Annotated in this window: 17 protein-coding genes and 1 tRNA gene; 9 read left to right on the top strand and 9 right to left on the bottom strand. The window is 59.1% G+C overall.

The features are described from left to right. Positions 1 to 289 precede the first annotated feature (289 nt). Both Q1A75_RS15635 and Q1A75_RS15640 read right to left on the bottom strand, forming a co-directional pair. Positions 290 to 365, bottom strand: a tRNA-Ala gene (locus tag Q1A75_RS15635). Positions 366 to 455: 90 nt separating this feature from the next. Further along, positions 456 to 788 carry a TIGR02300 family protein gene (locus tag Q1A75_RS15640; RefSeq protein ID WP_299552287.1) on the bottom strand — a complete coding sequence of 111 codons (333 nt, stop codon included), beginning with the start codon at positions 786 to 788 and terminating at the stop codon, positions 456 to 458. A 154-nt stretch (positions 789 to 942) separates the two neighbouring features. Here Q1A75_RS15640 and Q1A75_RS15645 point away from each other — a divergent pair, with 154 nt between their 5' ends. Together Q1A75_RS15645 and Q1A75_RS15650 are read left to right on the top strand one after the other, a co-directional pair. Further along, positions 943 to 1635: a SprT family zinc-dependent metalloprotease gene (locus Q1A75_RS15645; protein WP_299552284.1), complete on the top strand. Its 693-nt coding sequence runs from the start codon at positions 943 to 945 to the stop codon at positions 1633 to 1635. Between the two features lie 31 nt (positions 1636 to 1666). Beyond that, a complete protein-coding gene (locus Q1A75_RS15650; RefSeq protein ID WP_299208830.1) occupies positions 1667 to 2317 on the top strand; it encodes a GntR family transcriptional regulator in 651 nt (216 codons plus the stop codon). Here the strand turns inward: Q1A75_RS15650 and Q1A75_RS15655 are convergent, their stop codons facing one another. Both Q1A75_RS15655 and Q1A75_RS15660 read right to left on the bottom strand, forming a co-directional pair. Beyond that, positions 2318 to 3280, bottom strand: a complete 963-nt coding sequence (locus Q1A75_RS15655) for an acetyl-CoA carboxylase carboxyltransferase subunit alpha (RefSeq protein ID WP_299552281.1) — start codon at positions 3278 to 3280, stop codon at positions 2318 to 2320. A 58-nt stretch (positions 3281 to 3338) separates the two neighbouring features. Beyond that, complete coding sequence (locus Q1A75_RS15660; protein ID WP_299552278.1) at positions 3339 to 3932, bottom strand: LysE family translocator; 594 nt, start codon at positions 3930 to 3932, stop codon at positions 3339 to 3341. Between the two features lie 72 nt (positions 3933 to 4004). On the opposite strand from Q1A75_RS15660, the gene Q1A75_RS15665 reads away from it, so the two are divergent. Further along, positions 4005 to 4457, top strand: coding sequence for an Lrp/AsnC family transcriptional regulator (locus tag Q1A75_RS15665; RefSeq protein WP_299552275.1), 453 nt, complete (start codon positions 4005 to 4007; stop codon positions 4455 to 4457). Positions 4458 to 4466: 9 nt separating this feature from the next. Here the strand turns inward: Q1A75_RS15665 and Q1A75_RS15670 are convergent, their stop codons facing one another. After that, entirely contained in the window at positions 4467 to 4934 is a 468-nt protein-coding gene (locus Q1A75_RS15670) for a DUF302 domain-containing protein (protein ID WP_299552272.1), read from the bottom strand. Positions 4935 to 5044: 110 nt separating this feature from the next. Between Q1A75_RS15670 and Q1A75_RS15675 the strand changes: the two genes are divergently transcribed. Then, complete coding sequence (locus Q1A75_RS15675) at positions 5045 to 5521, top strand: lytic transglycosylase domain-containing protein (RefSeq protein ID WP_299552269.1); 477 nt, start codon at positions 5045 to 5047, stop codon at positions 5519 to 5521. A 63-nt stretch (positions 5522 to 5584) separates the two neighbouring features. On the opposite strand, the gene Q1A75_RS15680 is transcribed toward Q1A75_RS15675, so the two are convergent. After that, complete coding sequence (locus tag Q1A75_RS15680; protein ID WP_299552266.1) at positions 5585 to 6544, bottom strand: L-malyl-CoA/beta-methylmalyl-CoA lyase; 960 nt, start codon at positions 6542 to 6544, stop codon at positions 5585 to 5587. A gap of 256 nt (positions 6545 to 6800) precedes the next feature. Here Q1A75_RS15680 and dgcN point away from each other — a divergent pair, with 256 nt between their 5' ends. The 4 genes from dgcN (at position 6801) to Q1A75_RS15700 (ending at position 10369) form a co-directional block, all read left to right on the top strand. After that, positions 6801 to 7799: an N-acetyltransferase DgcN gene (dgcN, locus tag Q1A75_RS15685; RefSeq protein WP_299552263.1), complete on the top strand. Its 999-nt coding sequence runs from the start codon at positions 6801 to 6803 to the stop codon at positions 7797 to 7799. Between the two features lie 65 nt (positions 7800 to 7864). Next, positions 7865 to 8830: an N-acetyl-D-Glu racemase DgcA gene (dgcA, locus tag Q1A75_RS15690; RefSeq protein WP_299552260.1), complete on the top strand. Its 966-nt coding sequence runs from the start codon at positions 7865 to 7867 to the stop codon at positions 8828 to 8830. Then, a complete protein-coding gene (locus Q1A75_RS15695; protein WP_299552257.1) occupies positions 8827 to 9462 on the top strand; it encodes an exonuclease in 636 nt (211 codons plus the stop codon). The genes dgcA and Q1A75_RS15695 overlap by 4 nt, the downstream gene beginning before the upstream one ends. Positions 9463 to 9505: 43 nt before the next feature. Further along, positions 9506 to 10369, top strand: a complete 864-nt coding sequence (locus Q1A75_RS15700) for a D-amino-acid transaminase (protein ID WP_299552254.1) — start codon at positions 9506 to 9508, stop codon at positions 10367 to 10369. Between the two features lie 126 nt (positions 10370 to 10495). On the opposite strand, the gene Q1A75_RS15705 is transcribed toward Q1A75_RS15700, so the two are convergent. From Q1A75_RS15705 to Q1A75_RS15715, 3 genes are all read right to left on the bottom strand, one after another. Then, positions 10496 to 11098, bottom strand: a complete 603-nt coding sequence (locus Q1A75_RS15705) for an OsmC family protein (RefSeq protein WP_299552250.1) — start codon at positions 11096 to 11098, stop codon at positions 10496 to 10498. A gap of 10 nt (positions 11099 to 11108) precedes the next feature. Next, positions 11109 to 11420 (bottom strand): DUF1244 domain-containing protein, encoded by a 312-nt coding sequence (locus tag Q1A75_RS15710; RefSeq protein WP_299552247.1) that lies wholly within the window; start codon positions 11418 to 11420, stop codon positions 11109 to 11111. A 78-nt stretch (positions 11421 to 11498) separates the two neighbouring features. Then, positions 11499 to 12236 (bottom strand): N-formylglutamate amidohydrolase, encoded by a 738-nt coding sequence (locus Q1A75_RS15715; RefSeq protein ID WP_299552244.1) that lies wholly within the window; start codon positions 12234 to 12236, stop codon positions 11499 to 11501. A 99-nt stretch (positions 12237 to 12335) separates the two neighbouring features. On the opposite strand from Q1A75_RS15715, the gene pyk reads away from it, so the two are divergent. Further along, positions 12336 to 13781, top strand: a complete 1446-nt coding sequence (gene pyk, locus Q1A75_RS15720; protein ID WP_299552241.1) for a pyruvate kinase — start codon at positions 12336 to 12338, stop codon at positions 13779 to 13781. Positions 13782 to 13784 lie beyond the last annotated feature (3 nt).

The raw sequence follows: 13784 nt of genomic DNA on the forward strand, positions 1-13784 counted from the left end.
GCGGTGTTGGATTCGAAAATGTATCAGATAAGCGAAATTTTTGTGACACGGCTGCGTGTCGCTACAGCGATGGACCATCCCAAAAGCCTGATTGAACACCTGCGTTCCGACTAACGTCGTCGCTGACAAAGCCCTTGTAAAATGGGCGTCGTTGCCCAGCATCAGAAGGACTGAATGCTGCGCCATGGCGGGATTGAACCGCTGCACTCACAGTGGCAGCACAGCAGACGCGCGCAAGTCAGGGCCTGACAGTGCTGCCGCATTCTGCGTGATTTGCGAGAGAGAGGGATGGTGGAGCATAGCGGGATCGAACCGCTGACCTCCTGCATGCCATGCAGGCGCTCTCCCAGCTGAGCTAATGCCCCATCCTTGGTGGCCCTGCCGGGCCGTGCGCCGCTGATTAGGCGCTTTGCCAAACGGGATCAAGCGAAAAAGACCCCGTTTGGCGCTTGCGTTTACGACTCGTCTTCTTCGACTGCCACGTCTGCCAGCTCGTCGAGCGAGACGTTGTCTTCATCGTCGTCATCATCATCCAGCAGATCATCATCCAGCTCGACCTCGACATCGTCGTCGTCCAGCACCTGATCTTCGGAGTCGGCCGATGTTTTCTCCTTGGCTTTGGCCGAAGCCGCATCCTCGGCATCTGCAGCGATCATGCGGGTCTTTGAGCTGTCGACCTCGACCGCATCACCGGTGTAGGGGCTGATGATGGGCGTCCGGTTCATGTCGTAGAACCGTTTGCCGGTTGTCGGACAGAGTCGCTTCGTGCCCCATTCTTCCTTTGGCATGTGTCATCCTTTTGTCTGCGTGTGGCCCGGTCCGGCGCTGTGAAAGCGGGCGACAGGGCGTGCCTTGTGTTGCGGCGATTCTGGGCAAGTGCCATAAGGCTGGGACGGAGTCAAAGGCTTATGGGTGAGCGTTGGCCCGGGATGGGGAGATGGGATGGCCGAGCGGGTTCTTCAAGGGCGCCCTGAGATTGTGCTGATGCTGCGCCGGTCGGCGCGTGCGCGCCGTATCACACTGCGCATCTCATCCTTGGACGGGCGCGTGACGCTAACTCTGCCGACGCATGTGGCCGAGCGCGAAGCGTTGGATTTTGCACGCCAGAAAGAGCCATGGATTCGCAAGCATCTGGCGGCGAGAGTTGAGGATGTGATGGTACAGTCTGGCACCCATTTGCCAGTCGAGGGGCAGCCGCGCAGGATAGCGCAAGGGACAGGAAGACGCGTCGTGATGACGGATGACGCCTTGTTTTTTCCCGGTTTGCCCGGTGCCGCCCCCGCCCGTGTCCTGGGGTTTCTCAAAGCCCGCGCGCGTGACGTATTGGCCGGAGCTTGTGATGATTATGCGCAAAGGCTTGACCGCCCCTACAGTGGTCTGACGATACGCGACACGCGATCTCGCTGGGGGTCGTGTTCGTCGTCAGGGCGATTGATGTTCTCATGGCGTCTTATCCTCGCCCCACCCTCAGTGCTACAATATGTGGCTGCACATGAGGTCGCCCACCTTGAGCAGATGAACCACTCGCGTGCATTCTGGGACACGGTTGATCGCATCCATGGGCCCTATGACGCGCAGCGTCGGTGGCTGCGGACCGAAGGCAACACGCTGCACCGCTACCGCTTTGTCGATTGACCCGCGCTGTCCAGTGTGATCACAAAAGATGATGCAGCAGGTTCCGCGCACCAGAGACACCGCTTCCGCAGCCCATGATCGCGTTTATCGTCGCTTGCGGACGCGTATAATGCATGGCGATATTGCCCCGGGGCAGGCGTTGACCCTGCGCGGGATCGGCAAACAATATGATGTATCCATGACGCCCGCGCGCGAAGCGGTGCGCCGTCTGGTGGCGGAAGGGGCGTTGACCCTGTCGCAGTCCGGACGCGTGTCCACACCGGAACTGTCCAATGAACGGATTGAAGAGCTCGCGGCCCTGCGCGCCTTGATCGAGGTGGAGTTGGCCACCCGGGCTCTGCCCCGTGCGCACCTTGCCCTGATCGAACGATTGCAGAGTATCAACGGCGCGGTCGCTGAGGCCGTCGCGCATCGCGATGCTGTCAGCTATATCCGTACGAACCTCGAGTTCCACCGTACCCTTTACCTGCGGGCACAAGCCCCTGCGATGCTGGCGATGGCGGAAACCGTGTGGCTGCAGATGGGCCCAACAATGCGAGCGCTGTACGGTCGCCTGCGCCGGACCGAGCCGCCGCGCTACCACCGTTTGATCATTGCTGCCTTGCGCGCGGGTGACGAACCCAGTCTCCGCCTTGCGGTACGGTCTGACGTAACGCAGGGCCTGCGGATGCTGGCCAGCTGATCAGGCGGCAAGCCCGGTGCTGCCAAGGCTCAGGAATTTTTGCCTGCGGTCGCTGACGAGCGTCGCGCGATCCTTGCCGTCAAGTTCATCCAGCATCGCGGACAGGGCGTTGCCAACAGACGCAATGGTTGCGTCACGGTGTCGATGTGCGCCGCCCACGGCTTCGGGGATGATGCGGTCGGTCACGCCCAGTTGCTTGAGATCCTGCGCTGTCAGGCGCAACGCCTCAGCCGCTTCGCGCATCTTTTCCGCATCTTTCCAAAGGATCGATGCGCAGCCCTCGGGGCTGATCACCGAATAGACCGAGTGTTCGAGCATCGCGACCCGGTTCGCGGTGGCAAAGGCCACGGCCCCGCCCGATCCACCTTCACCAATCACCACGGACACCAGCGGCACACCGATCTGAAGGCACTTTTCGGTTGAGCGCGCAATGGCCTCGGATTGACCGCGTTCTTCCGCCCCTTTGCCCGGATATGCGCCGGGCGTGTCGACAAGCGTGATGACTGGCAGGTTGAACCGGTCTGCCATGTCCATCAAACGGATCGCTTTGCGGTAGCCTTCGGGACGGGCCATGCCGAAATTGCGTTCTATGCGGGATTTGGTGTCGTTGCCCTTTTCGTGGCCAATCACAACGACAGGCCGATCGTTCAGGCGGGCCAACCCGCCCATAACGGCGTGATCGTCTGCAAAGTTCCGGTCGCCCGCAAGCGGGGTGTATTCAGTGAACAGCGTTTCGATGTAGTCGCGGCAATGCGGCCGGTCCGGGTGGCGCGCCACTTGGCATTTGCGCCAAGGCGTCAGGTCACCATACAGATCCTCAAGCATCTGCACCGCTTTGGCATCAAGCCCGGCGGCCTCGTCGGTGACGTCCATATCTTCGTTCTGGCGTGCGAGGGCCCGCAACTCTTCCGCCTTGCCCTCGATTTCAGCCAAGGGTTTTTCGAATTCAAGATACTGCGTCACGCCTGCGTCCCCGATGCGATTTTTGGCTATATGGCCGCAGGATGCAGCATTTGCAACGTTAGGGAAAGATCACGGGGTACAGCGACGCGACGAGAAGCGCAGCCATGGTCCAGTTGAATGCTGTCAGACGGGCCGGATTTGTAAGTACCCGCGCCATCTGTTGGCCCAGCAATGTCCACGAATTGACGGACGGAAAGTTGATTGCGCCAAAGACGATTGCCACAAGGGCAATTGCCCAAAGGGTTGTGTCGGGCGTGTAGACGGTCACGGCTGTCAGTGCCATGGTCCACGCCTTTGGATTGACCCACTGAAAGGCAGCCGCTTGCAGGAACGTCATGGGCGTCCCCTTTTCAGCGCCATCTTTTATGGGCGCTGCGGTCGCAATCTTCCATGCGAGGTACAGAAGATAGGTCACCGACGCCACTTTCAGGACCGTGTGGCTGGCGGGATATGCGTCAAACACCTGAACAAGCCCGGCACCGACCAGCAGCACCATGAACACAAAGCCCAATCCAACGCCCAGCATATGTGGGATCGTCCGGCGGAAGCCGAAATTTGCGCCGGATGCCATAAGCATCAGGTTGTTGGGTCCAGGTGTGATGGAACTGACAAAGGCAAACATGGCCAATGCCGTGAGGAGATCATACGTCATTCACAACAAATGCGGTAAGTTTAGCCGAGATAGATTGTGAATTGAATGAATCTCGGCCTATCTTTGCAACTAATGATGAAAATTGATCAGATAAATGACCAGATATTGCAAGAACTGAGCCATGATGGCCGGATCAGCAATATCGAATTGGCGGATCGCGTGGGCCTGTCGCCGTCCGCTTGCTTGCGGCGTGTTCAAGAGTTGGAGCGGGCAGGGGTCATTGCCGGATACCGTGCAGTGCTGGACAGAACCAAGATGGGCATTGGCTTTGTCGCTTATATCGCTGTTGGGTTGAACGACCATTCAAAGGCCAGTCAGGAAGCGTTTGAACGTGCGATTTCTCGCGCGCCCGAGGTGCTCGAATGCCACAACATCACGGGCACAATCGAATACCTGCTGCGCGTCGAATGTGCAGACCTGCCCAGTTACAAGACATTTCACACCGACATGCTGGGCGCACTGCCGCAGGTGAATGCCATAACGTCTTACGTGGTTATGGGTTCACCGAAGGATGAGCGCGCCTAGCGTCACGCTTTACTGCGTGGCTTGGTCCGAGATCGCTGCAAAGATCGCGTCCAGGTCCTGCGCAAGAGTTGCGAGTTCCGGGCCAGCTTCCTCTGTGTAGGGCGCAAATACGCTCGATGGCGTCTTGTAGCTGAGGGTCGCTGTCCCATCCGCATTTTCGGTCACGTAGACGCGCACGGGCGCTTCGATCATCGCGGCTGTCGACAGGTTCAGGATGTTTACCGCGTAGACGTTGTTGAACAGCCCGATCACCCGGTTGCCTGGAATTGTAATCCCGCGGGATTTTGCGGCCCCGGTGGGACCGGCTTGTGTGACGACGCCCATTTTGTTGGCTTTGGCCGCCGTTTTGACATCCGCGATCAACTGATCGTAGCTCTTGGTTGTTGGCGTGACGGACCAACCTTCGCGCGGTGCCATCTCGGCTTGAGCGGCGAGTGGTGGCAGGATCAGTGCGAGGATGGCGAGTGTCAGGCGCATGGACGTCTCCGATGGTACAATGATCCAAGCAGGGAAGCATGTGAGCGAGGACTTGCCCAATCACGTCTGTGTGCGTGGTGCATAAGCCCGACTGCTATTAGTCATCCCTCATGACACGATTTATCCTGATGTGCATTGTGGCCTTGGTCGCCGCTTGCTCGAGCCCCGAACCAGAAGCGCCGCCGGTTTCCTCTGTGCCGCTTTATCCAAACGAAACGCCCGAACTGCGACAACAGATCGAGGCTGCTGCAACGGCAAATGACGTGCCCGTCGCCTTGGTGCAGCGCGTCGTCATTCGTGAAAGCACACACAGGCCGGGGGCACGGAACGGGCCTTACTACGGCTTGATGCAAATCCTTCCCGCCACGGCGCGCAGTATGGGGTTTCGGGGGCAACCGAACGACCTGCTCGACGCGGAAACGAACCTGAAATACGCGACACGCTACCTGCGTGGGGCGTGGTTGGTGTCCGGTCAGGATATGGATGCGGCGGTGATGTGGTACGCGCGTGGATACTACTTCGAAGCCAAGCGACTGGGTCTGATTGAAGAGACGGGCGTTGATGGCCGAAAGGTCTGGCCGGATTGAGGACGCCGGGTGGACGCTGTTTGCCGTTGGCAAAGACGCACCACCCACCGTCCCGCTTGGTGCTTAGCTGCCAGTGATCATCTCTGATTGCCGCACGATGACTTCCGCCTGTTTGATCGAGGCGATGTCGACAAGGCGGCCCTTGTAGACGGTTGCACCTTCGCCCTTGGCCTTGGCCTCTTCCATGGCGGCAAGGATTTCGCGCGCTTCGGCCACGGCCTCTTCCGACGGGGTGAACACCTCATTGGCCAAAGTCACTTGTTTGGGGTGGATCGCCCATTTGCCAACCATGCCAAGCGTTGCGGACCGCAGGGCCTGTGCGCGGAAGCCTTCGTCGTCCGAAAAGTCGCCAAAGGGTCCGTCCACGGGCAGTACACCGTAGGTTCGGCACGCTGCGACGATCGCGGCCTGTGCCCAATGCCAAGGATCGGACCAGTGTTTCTGCCCTTCATGCATCATGTAGTAATTGGCTTGCGTCCCACCGATCCCGGTGGTCGCCATGCCCATCGATGCCGCAAAATCGGCCGCGCCCAATGACATGGCGGCCAGCCGGGGCGAGGCGGCGGCGATGTCCTCAACATGTGCGATGCCGGCTGCGGATTCGATGATGACCTCAAACGTGATTGGCTTGCTGCGCCCTTTGGCGGCCTCGATGGATGTCACAAGCGCATCGACGGCATAGATGTCTGCGGCATTGCCCACCTTCGGGATCATGATCTGGTCCAGTCGGTCACCCGCCTGTTCCATCAGATCCACCACATCGCGATACCAGTAAGGGGTATCAAGGCCGTTGATGCGCACCGATAGGGTCTTGGTGCCCCAGTCGATATCACTGATGGCTTTTATGACGTTCTCGCGGGCGCTGTCCTTGTCGCTCGGCGCGACGCTGTCTTCGAGGTCAAGGTTGATAACGTCCGCCGCCGACGCTGCCATTTTTTCAAAGATTGCGGGGCGCGATCCTGGGCCAAAGAGTTGGCAACGGTTTGGACGGGCCGGAGGCGTGGGTTGAAGACGAAAAGACATGGCGCACCTTTGGTAAGATAATTTCGTATGAGGTTACTTGGCTGGTATTAAATTGCGCACCGGTTCGCAAGGCGCATTTTGCAGGTGCAGCATGGCGCGGCGATTCTGCTGCGTTTGTAGGCGGATTCGAAAGAAACACTCTTCTATGATCATATCACGCAAGATTATTCGACATATTATAAGATATAAGAGAGTTTCGCGATGTGATTGCGCGCGGCATCGATAGAATGCCGCGCAACGACGAAGGGGATGTCAGATGATTCAAACACCATATCTATTGTTCCTCGGCGATGCGCCGGATCAGTTGGCTGCCAAAGTGGCGCAAGGGATCAAGGACTGGCGTCCTGAGAATGCCGTTGGGCAGATCCGGCTGGAGGGCTGCGGCGCCGATATGGGGCTGACGGACATGACCCTCGAGGAAGGCCTGGCCGCAGGCGCCAAGACCCTCGTGATTGGCGTCGCAAATCGCGGCGGTGTGATCTCTGATGCCTGGAAGGTCGTGCTCGTGAAGGCGTTGCAGATGGGGTATGATCTGGCCGCTGGCCTGCATAACCTGTTGCGAGACGAGGATGAATTGCAGGCGGCCGCACGGGTCAATGGCTGCACGCTGCACGATGTGCGCATCCCCACGATTGCCTACCCCATTGCCAACGGGAAAAAGCGCAGCGGCAAACGCGTATTGGCCATCGGCACGGACTGTTCCTGTGGCAAGATGTACACTGCCATGTCGATGGATGCAGAAATGCGCAAGCGCGGCATGAATTCGGATTTCCGGGCAACGGGTCAGACGGGTATTCTGGTCACGGGCAAAGGTGTGCCACTGGACGCCGTGATTGCGGATTTCATGGCGGGTGCGGTCGAGTATCTGACACCTGACAACGATGATGATCACTGGGATCACATCGAAGGGCAGGGCAGCCTGTTTCACGTGTCGTATTCCGGTGTGACAATGGCCTTGATCCATGGCGGTCAGCCAGACGCGCTGATCCTGTGCCATGAACCAACACGCACTCACATGCGCGGACTGCCCCACTACGGGCTGCCTTCGCTGGAGCAATTGCGCGATACGGCACTGCCGATTGCCCGTGTTGCAAACCCGGATTGCTTTGTGGCTGGTGTGTCGGTGAACACAAAGGCACTCGACGACGACGCCGCACGCGCATGTCTGGCAGAGATCGAAGACCGTATGGGCCTGCCCGCTGCCGATCCGTTCCGCTTTGGGGCTGGCAAGCTGGTTGACGCGCTGGCATCCTGAGGCAACGAAATTGCTTCTTTCGACCTCCATCGGAGGCCGTTTTGTGAATAGAAAATGGTGGACTGATGCGCATTGATACAACCCGTGATGTCTTTCGATTGGCGCAGGCGTTCACCATTTCACGTGGATCCCGGACAGAGGCCCACGTGATCACCGTCAAGGTCACCGATGGAGCGCATGCTGGTTACGGTGAATCCGTTCCCTATGCCCGGTATGACGAAACGCTGGACAGTGTCACGGCAGAGATCGAAGCCCTGCCAGAAACGGTGACCAGAGCAGCGCTCTATGACCTTTTGCCTGCTGGTGCGGCCCGCAATGCGGTCGACTGCGCATTGTGGGATTTGGAGTGCAAACGTGCAGGAAAGCGCGCTTGGGACCTCGCGGGTCTTCCGACACCGGGACCCGAGATTACGGCGTACACCCTGTCGCTTGACACGCCCAAGGCGATGCAGGCGCAAGCGGCTCAGAACGCGCACCGCCCGCTTCTCAAGATCAAACTGGGCACACCGGACGACATGCCGCGGCTCGAGGCCGTTCGGTCGGGCGCACCCAATGCACAGATCATCGTGGACGCGAATGAGGGGTGGTCGGCAGAGGTCTATGCCGATCTGGCCCCGCATCTGGTTCGTCTGGGCGTACAAATGGTCGAACAGCCATTGCCGGCAGGCGAAGATGATGCATTGGCCGGGATTGAGCGCCCCGTACCGGTTTGCGCCGACGAAAGCTGCCACGATCGGGCCAGCCTGCCGGGGCTGAAAGGCAAATACGATCTGATCAACATCAAGGTGGACAAAACGGGCGGGCTGACCGAAGCGCTTGCCCTGCGCGACGCAGCGCGCGCGGAAGGCTACGGTATCATGGTCGGGTGCATGGTTGGATCGTCCCTTGCGATGGCACCGGCGACATTGGTTGCTCAGGGTGCCGCCGTGGTGGATCTTGATGGGCCTCTCCTGCTGGCCGAAGACCGTACCGCGCCACTTGTCTATGATACGGCTGGCGTTCATCCCCCGACCACAGAGCTTTGGGGATGAGCCGCACCGCAATCATTTATGATTGCGAATTCGCGACTGCGCCGGGTGCGCCGCAACGGTTCTGGTGTGGACCGAATGATCCTGACCCGGTGGTGTTCCAGATCGGTGCAGTCCGTATTTCGCTTGAGGCGCCGTACAATGATCTTGAGCGTTTCGAGGTGCTGATCCGGCCAGTGGATCGCTCAGGTGCGCCGCTTGCTCTCGATCCGTTGAATGCAACGCTAACAGGCGTCACCGATGAACGTTTAGCGCAAGAAGGTGTATCGCTTGCCAATGCTCTGGACCAGTTCAGCCGGTTCGCGGGCGACGACCGGATGTGGGCCTGGGGCAAGGACGAATTCAACATGGTCGCCATCAGCTGCTACGTGGCCGGCATTGCACCACCCCTCCCGGCAACCCGGTTCGGCAACGCGCCCGAGTTGTTTCTAGCGGCGGGTGTACCGTTGGACGTGATCCACGGATTGCGCAGCAACACTATGCTTCAGCATTTCGGGTTGAGCCTGCCTGATGCCCGTGGACACGACGCGCTGGGTGACGCCCGGATGGTCGCCGAAGTTCTGCGCCACCTCATGCAGACCAATCAGCTTGATCCCATGCGGCTGTCCGCCCCATTGCACGCCAAAGACATCTGAAATAACGCCAGCGCCAATGCGCCCTGCCAGAAGGAACCCCGCCATGACCAGAACCGTATATGTGAACGGAGATTACCTGCCTGAGACCGAGGCAAAAGTGTCGATCTTTGATCGCGGGTTCCTGATGGCTGACGGTGTTTATGAGGTCACCAGCGTACTGGACGGCAAACTGATCGATTTCGATGGTCATGCCGTGCGCTTGCAGCGGTCGCTGGATGAGTTGGAAATGCAGGCACCAATCACAAAGGATGACCTGCTTGAAGTGCATCGCGAACTCGTCCGCCTGAACGGGATCGAAGAGGGTATGATCTATCTACAGATCACCCGTGGCGCGCCGGATGACCGCGACTTCGTGTTTCCCGACCCCGCGACCACCCCTGCGACCATTGTGCTGTTCACTCAGAACAAGCCGGGACTCGCCGACAATCCGGCGGCCAAGAAGGGTATGAAGGTCATCAGCATTGACGACATCCGCTGGGGGCGCCGCGACATCAAGACGGTGCAGCTGCTCTACCCGTCCATGGGCAAGATGATGGCCAAGAAGGCGGGGGCCGACGATGCCTGGATGATCCAGGATGGGTTCGTGACCGAAGGCACATCGAACAACGCCTACATCGTGAAGGGTAACAAGATCATCACGCGCGCCAAGTCGAATGACATCCTGCACGGCATTACCCGGGCGGCTGTGCTGCGTTTTGCTCAGGAGGCACAGATGGAAGTCGAAGAGCGCAATTTCACCATTGATGAAGCACGCGATGCGGATGAGGCCTTTATCACTTCGGCGTCCACCTTCGTGATGCCGGTGGTCGAGATAGACGGCGTGACCTTGGGTGAGGGTGTGCCCGGACGGGTCGCTCCGCGCCTGCGCGAGATTTATCTTGATGAAAGCCGCAAAGCGGCCATCTAGCCAAGTCTGCCTTGGCTCGCTCTTTTGTAAACTGGTGCGCTTTGACAACCGTGCAGCAAGCTCGGGTCATGTAAGCAGAGCGAAGTCCCAGAGATCGAAGTTGGCAGGGTGCAGGACGCTTCCGTCTTACGCGCCGTTTCCAGAATGGCTGATTGCCGTTTCACCATTGTGAACAAGGCGCGTGGTCCATGGGATCGGATTGCGCAGCGCGAAATGGGCCATACAGGCGCCTTCGGCTTCTTCCAAAAGGGTCGTGATCCTGTCGCGTGGCTCGGGGCTTTCGATCAATACATGGGTTTCGACCAATTCGGTCTTGCCGTCGGTCGTATGCCCGAAATCGCGCATATGCCCCAGGTTGGTGGCAAAGCGCACTCGCTGTTCCAGCCTGAGAGACGTGATTTCGATTTTGCGCGCGGTGTAGATGTCCGTGAGGTGCGTCATCAGGCAAAAGCCGATGCCTGCGCAGAAATAGGCAAGTGGCGGCGGGGCCTGGTCCTCGCCTACGGGTGGCTGTTCATCGCAATACAGCGTCAGCGGTGAGAAACCCGGAATGTTTACCGAAACGCTACCGGTCTTGTGCTGCTTCGTACCCGCTTCGGCGACCAGGTTGACCTCGAATTGCAATGGGTCGGGTGCCCTGGCCCGTTGGAACGGACAAGGTGTAAACGCGGTTGGTTCGGGTGCAGCGCTGGCCCGATCGCCGACGCGGTAACTCTGATCATCAGACATGCGCCCAACCCTAGCCTTTCTCGACGTTTTCAGCGAATGCCGTTTGGAAAGCATCCTGCTGCGCGGGCGTCGCATCTGTCTGGTAGTTGGCTTTCCACTCGGCCATGGTCATACCGTAGAAGGTCTCGCGTGCTTCGTCTTTCGACATCTCGATACCCTTTTCCGCCCCGGCCTCCTGATACCAGCGAGACAGGCAGTTGCGGCAGAACCCGGCGAGGTTCATCATATCGATGTTCTGCACGTCCGTGCGGTCCTCCATCAAGTGCTGCCTAAGGCGGCGAAAGGCAGCTGCTTCAAGTTCAATGCGAGTTTGTTCGTCCATGCGAGATGTCCTTGTTTAAGTGCAGGGCAGGGATACTTTCCCACACCTTGCTGTTTTTTTGGGCGAAACGGGTTTGTGCTAAAGATTGGCTTCATTCCTGGCCGCTTCAAGATGGGTTGCCAGCAACGTCGCCCAGTGCCGTTGTCCAACTGGATCCGCAATCAGATCCTGACGGACTTCCAAAATAACGTTGGGACGTCCCGGGATGTGTGCATGCTGGCTCATTGCGTCGCCGGGAAAGAATCCCGCGTAGGGGGCGTTGTCCCCAACGGGGCTGCTTAGGGTACTCTGCAGGCCCGCAATCAACGGGTTCGTGATGCGTCGGTCTTGAGCCGATAGAACTCCTATTTCCCATGGGCGCCGCGGGCGATTCACCAATTGGGGTGTGAAGCTGTGGACTGCCAGAAACGCAATGTCCCGCTCTGCTGCCGTGCGGGCAATCGCATCATGGTACGGCGCGTACAGGGTATCAATGCGCCGCTGGCGTTCCGTCTCGGGCAGGATCCGGTTGCCGGGAATGACCGTCCCGTCATAGAGTTGTGGTATTAAGGTCGGGTCATCATCACCGCGGTTCGGATCGATGACGAGGCGCGAAAAGTTTGCGCTTACGACCGGCGCATTGAGCAACTCGCCCAATGCCCGTGCCAGCGCCAGGGCGCCAATGTCGATCGCGATGTGTCGGGACATCTCCGCTTCGGGCAGGCCAAGCGTGCCCCCGTTTACATGGTTCGGGACAGTGTTTGTCGCGTGATCACAGGTGATCACCCACCCGCCGTTCCGTTCTGTGCCATCTATGAAAAAGGGGGTATGTGTCATCTGCCTGTCACCTATTGTGTCGCAGGTCTAGGCCAGTTGCCTCGGGATGTGAATTGGGCAATAAGGGCGCTGTTAGCGGTATCAGAAGAGGGCAACACCATGCGACGCCTGCGCAACGTGAAAATCGTGGCTACCTTGGGTCCGGCCTCGGACACGTATGAAACCATCCGGGCGTTGCACGAGGCAGGGGCTGATGTGTTTCGCCTGAACATGTCGCATGGCAGTCACGAAGAGATTGCCAGCAAGCATGCGATTATCCGGAAAGTGGAAGAGGACACAGGCTCTGCCATCGCCATCCTGGCTGACCTGCAGGGGCCAAAGCTTCGTGTTGGTGTCTTTGCCGGTGACAGCGAAATGCTGGATGGGGGTGCAAAGTTTCGTCTGGACCTGAATGAGAAAGACGGTGACAGCAGCCGCGTCTGCCTGCCCCATCCCGAGATTTTCGAAGCCTTGGAAGTGGGTAAGACGCTGTTGGTCAACGACGGCAAGATCTGCTTGAAGGTTGAAGACTGTGGCCCTGACTTTGCGGATTGTGTCGTTGTCGCGGGCGGTGTGATTTCCAACCGCAAGGGCGTGAATGTTCCCGATGTAGAGCTGCCGTTGGCGGCGCTGTCAGAGAAGGACAAGGCGGATCTTATGTTCGTGGCTGATCTGGGTGTGGACTGGATCGCCCTCAGCTTTGTGCAACGTGCCGCGGACGTGGAAGAAGCCAAGGCAATGATCAAGGGGCGGGCTGCTGTTCTCTCCAAGATCGAGAAACCCAATGCTGTCGACCGGTTTGATCACATCCTGCAGGTCAGCGACGGCATCATGGTGGCGCGCGGCGATTTGGGTGTGGAATTGCCAGTTCAGAATGTCCCCCCGATTCAGAAGCGGTTGGTGCGCAAGTGTCGCCACGTTGGCAAGCCGGTAATCGTCGCCACGCAGATGCTGGAAAGTATGATTGAAAGCCCCATGCCCACACGGGCCGAGGTCAGTGACGTCGCCACCGCCATTTACGAAGGTGCGGATGCTGTCATGCTGAGCGCAGAGAGCGCCGCAGGCAGCTACCCGATTGAGGCTGTGACGACCATGGACCGTGTCGCGGCCGAGGTTGAACAGGATCCAACCTACACCCAGATCATCGAGGCCAGCCGTAGCGCCAGCCGTGCATCCGTGGCGGACGGCATCGTGGCTGCGGCGCGCGAGATTGCAGAGACAACCGATATCAAGGCGATCTGTTGCTTTACCCAAAGCGGCACGACAGCCTTGTTGGTGGCCCGCGAACGGCCACGCGTCCCGATCCTTGCGCTGACCCCGTTGGCGCGCACAGCGCGTCGCATGGCACTGAGCTGGGGGTGCAATTGCTATATCACGCCAACGATGGATCGGTTCAAACAAGCCGTTGTTGGGGCCGCTCGTGCTGCACGCGACGGCGGGTTTGCCGGACCGGAAGATCAGATTGTTGTGACCGCTGGCGTCCCCTTCAACGTTCCGGGCACCACCAATATCCTGCGTGTTGCGCCTTGTGATGAACGTTTGATTTACTCGACCGATCCGGAGTAATGT

Origin of the sequence: uncultured Tateyamaria sp. (genome assembly GCF_947504105.1) — a bacterium.
GTDB lineage: Bacteria > Pseudomonadota > Alphaproteobacteria > Rhodobacterales > Rhodobacteraceae > Tateyamaria.

Excerpts from the sequence above, each read along its gene's own strand:
- Q1A75_RS15640 (WP_299552287.1), bottom strand. The coding sequence starts at position 788 with ATGCCAAAGGAAGAATGGGGCACGAAGCGACTCTGTCCGACAACCGGC.
- Q1A75_RS15645 (WP_299552284.1), top strand. The coding sequence starts at position 943 with ATGGCCGAGCGGGTTCTTCAAGGGCGCCCTGAGATTGTGCTGATGCTG.
- Q1A75_RS15650 (WP_299208830.1), top strand. The coding sequence starts at position 1,667 with ATGCAGCAGGTTCCGCGCACCAGAGACACCGCTTCCGCAGCCCATGAT.
- Q1A75_RS15660 (WP_299552278.1), bottom strand. The coding sequence starts at position 3,932 with ATGACGTATGATCTCCTCACGGCATTGGCCATGTTTGCCTTTGTCAGT.
- Q1A75_RS15665 (WP_299552275.1), top strand. The coding sequence starts at position 4,005 with ATGATGAAAATTGATCAGATAAATGACCAGATATTGCAAGAACTGAGC.
- Q1A75_RS15670 (WP_299552272.1), bottom strand. The coding sequence starts at position 4,934 with ATGCGCCTGACACTCGCCATCCTCGCACTGATCCTGCCACCACTCGCC.
- Q1A75_RS15675 (WP_299552269.1), top strand. The coding sequence starts at position 5,045 with ATGACACGATTTATCCTGATGTGCATTGTGGCCTTGGTCGCCGCTTGC.
- Q1A75_RS15680 (WP_299552266.1), bottom strand. The coding sequence starts at position 6,544 with ATGTCTTTTCGTCTTCAACCCACGCCTCCGGCCCGTCCAAACCGTTGC.
- dgcN (WP_299552263.1), top strand. The coding sequence starts at position 6,801 with ATGATTCAAACACCATATCTATTGTTCCTCGGCGATGCGCCGGATCAG.
- dgcA (WP_299552260.1), top strand. The coding sequence starts at position 7,865 with ATGCGCATTGATACAACCCGTGATGTCTTTCGATTGGCGCAGGCGTTC.
- Q1A75_RS15695 (WP_299552257.1), top strand. The coding sequence starts at position 8,827 with ATGAGCCGCACCGCAATCATTTATGATTGCGAATTCGCGACTGCGCCG.
- Q1A75_RS15700 (WP_299552254.1), top strand. The coding sequence starts at position 9,506 with ATGACCAGAACCGTATATGTGAACGGAGATTACCTGCCTGAGACCGAG.
- Q1A75_RS15705 (WP_299552250.1), bottom strand. The coding sequence starts at position 11,098 with ATGTCTGATGATCAGAGTTACCGCGTCGGCGATCGGGCCAGCGCTGCA.
- Q1A75_RS15710 (WP_299552247.1), bottom strand. The coding sequence starts at position 11,420 with ATGGACGAACAAACTCGCATTGAACTTGAAGCAGCTGCCTTTCGCCGC.
- Q1A75_RS15715 (WP_299552244.1), bottom strand. The coding sequence starts at position 12,236 with ATGACACATACCCCCTTTTTCATAGATGGCACAGAACGGAACGGCGGG.
- pyk (WP_299552241.1), top strand. The coding sequence starts at position 12,336 with ATGCGACGCCTGCGCAACGTGAAAATCGTGGCTACCTTGGGTCCGGCC.